Annotated in this window: 2 protein-coding genes; both read right to left on the bottom strand. The window is 36.3% G+C overall.

The window, feature by feature from the left end; all coding sequences use genetic code 11:
- Nucleotides 1-121 precede the first annotated feature (121 nt).
- On the bottom strand, nt 122-580 hold the full coding sequence (locus tag H5202_RS22845; protein WP_182774032.1) for a hypothetical protein: 459 nt from the start codon (nt 578-580) through the stop codon (nt 122-124).
- A 223-nt stretch (nt 581-803) separates the two neighbouring features.
- On the bottom strand, nt 804-995 hold the full coding sequence (locus H5202_RS22840; protein ID WP_182774031.1) for a hypothetical protein: 192 nt from the start codon (nt 993-995) through the stop codon (nt 804-806).
- Nucleotides 996-1206 lie beyond the last annotated feature (211 nt).

Genomic DNA, 1206 nt, shown 5'->3' with positions numbered 1-1206 from the left:
CAAACTAGCGGTTCTGGCGTAAAAATACTAAGCTGAGGTTTTGCCCAGTCAAACACTTAAGTCATCATAATCTGTGAGGTAAGCAATACGATATATAACAGAAACATCCCACCTAAAAAGGTCAGAGGCATTGGATAATGGTAACTGATTTTTGGAGAATACGCTCTTGTATGTACTCGATAATTTCAGGTAATGCTATTACGTTTACCCGAGATAAATTAACCACTTCGCCATTGTTTAATATTAGACGCGCATGGGTGTATATCTCGCCTTTGGCTGGCGAGTTAAAAATAGCGCCGGGTTTAACATAGCGGTAAATATGATAAAAACGTTGGATACGAATTTCTTCAACGCGACTAAATGGAACATATCCCGTCGAATGCAGCCCCATTAATGCTGTCGGTAATTCAATGGCTTCTTTTGTTAAGGTTGCTTTCAAACCTTTCTTAAAATAAAGAATAAAATGAAGCATAAAATGGCTAACGAGAATGATGGCTAATGCAGTAAACGTCGCCTCCAACACATATTGATAATAATCCAATGCAAATAACCCCAATGGGATACCAACTAAGCAAATCACAAATAGCGCCCAAGTGTAGTTAGATAAGGGCCACACAATTCTATTTGATGTTACAAAGACCTTATGCTGTTGTGCCAATTTGTCTGATAAAGAGGAAGTGTTGTTAAATTTCCGGTGCTTCTTTGCTAACCAAGGCATAAAAAATCACTGTAATTTTGTATTTAAAAATATAAAAACGACTAATAAATGTTAGTCGTTTTAGTTTGTTTTTATTATCTAAAGTCTACATCGCATTTAAAATAAACCATTCATTTGACTCTTTTTCACGACCAAATATACATTCAAAGCTTACGGGTCGATCCTCTTTAGAAAACTTAACATGAGTTAGAATTGAGCGTTGCTCAACAATATTAAATCCGGCATGCTTGCTGTCGCTTGCTGGATTAGGTAGCTCGTTAGTGTCGACGACAGACACGCTATCAACAGCCCCTTTTTCAGCATGTCTTCTAGCATCTTTAATCTGTTTTTTTTCATAAAACTTAACAAATTTTGGATTATTTCCTGTTTTAGGGTAAAAGTAGTGAATTAATGAGCCTACATCTCCTGCTAGCTTGTAGTTGACAATGTTGCAGAGGCTAAGTTTGATGAAGATTTACAAAAAAGGTGCATTAACATTGTCAACTACA

The sequence above is a fragment of the Shewanella sp. SG41-4 genome (assembly GCF_014164505.1).
Taxonomy (GTDB): domain Bacteria; phylum Pseudomonadota; class Gammaproteobacteria; order Enterobacterales; family Shewanellaceae; genus Shewanella.
This window is presented reverse-complemented; position numbering and strand designations above follow the sequence as displayed.